1 protein-coding gene is annotated in these 1,268 nt (G+C 62.1%); it reads left to right on the forward strand.

Features of this window, described 5'->3' with window-relative positions:
• Nucleotides 1-1,268 (forward strand): cytochrome bc complex cytochrome b subunit (locus tag M1248_RS33245; RefSeq protein WP_317150937.1); only part of this gene is annotated, 1,268 nt, incomplete at both ends.

Genomic DNA, 1,268 nt, shown 5'->3' on the forward strand with positions numbered 1-1,268 from the left:
TCAGCGGCGGTGCGTCGGCAACTCAACAAGGTGTTCCCGACCCACTGGTCGTTCCTGCTCGGCGAGATCGCGTTGTACAGCTTCATCGTTCTGATCCTCACCGGCATCTACCTCAGCTTGTTCTACGACCCATCGATGGCCGAAGTCACGTATGAGGGTGTCTATCAACCGCTGCGCGGCATCGAGATGTCGAAGGCCTACGCGTCCACGTTGGACATCAGCTTCGAGGTGCGCGGCGGGTTGTTCGTCCGGCAGGTCCACCACTGGGCGGCACTGTTGTTCGCCGCGGCGATCATGGTGCACCTGGCCCGCATCTTCTTCACCGGCGCTTTTCGGCGGCCCCGCGAAGCGAACTGGGTGATCGGCTCGCTGCTGTTGATCCTGGCCATATTCGAGGGCTTCTTCGGCTACTCACTGCCCGACGATCTGCTGTCCGGGACGGGCATTCGCGCGGCCCTGTCCTCCATCACACTCGGCATCCCGGTGGTCGGCACCTGGCTGCACTGGGCGCTGTTCGGCGGCGACTTTCCTTGTGGCGGTGTCGGATACCAGTGCAGCCAGGACGGAATCCTGTTGCCGCGTCTGTACGCACTTCATATTCTGATCTTTCCCGGAATCATGCTGGCGCTCATCGGAATTCACCTTGCCCTGGTGTGGTTTCAGAAGCACACACAGTTTCCCGGCCCTGGCCGGACCGAGAGCAACGTGGTCGGCGTGCGGGTGATGCCGGTGTTCGCGGTCAAGTCCGGGGCGTTCTTCGCGATGGTCGTCGGAATTCTCGGCCTGATGGGGGGATTGCTGCAGATAAACCCCATCTGGAATCTGGGCCCATACAAGCCTGCCCAGGTGTCGGCCGGCAGCCAGCCGGACTTCTATTTGATGTGGACGGACGGGCTGATCCGTTTGTGGCCGGCCTGGGAGCTCTACATCGGCAACCACACGGTACCGGCCGCCGTTGCGGTCGCGGTGCTGATGGGCCTGGTGTTCATGCTGCTGATCATCTACCCGTGGATCGAGAAGAAGGTCACCGGCGACGATGCTCACCACAACCTGCTGCAAAGGCCCCGCGACGTCCCGGTGCGCACCGGCATCGGCGCCATGGCGATTGCGTTCTACATCGTGCTCACGTTCAGCGCGATGAACGACATCATCGCGTACAAATTCGACGTCTCGCTGAATGCGACCACCTGGATCGGGCGCATCGGCATGGTCGTGCTGCCCGCAATCGTGTACTACGTCACCTACCGGTGGTGCATCGGCCTGCAGCG

This window comes from Mycobacterium sp. 29Ha (assembly GCF_032883055.1).
GTDB lineage: Bacteria > Actinomycetota > Actinomycetes > Mycobacteriales > Mycobacteriaceae > Mycobacterium > Mycobacterium gallinarum.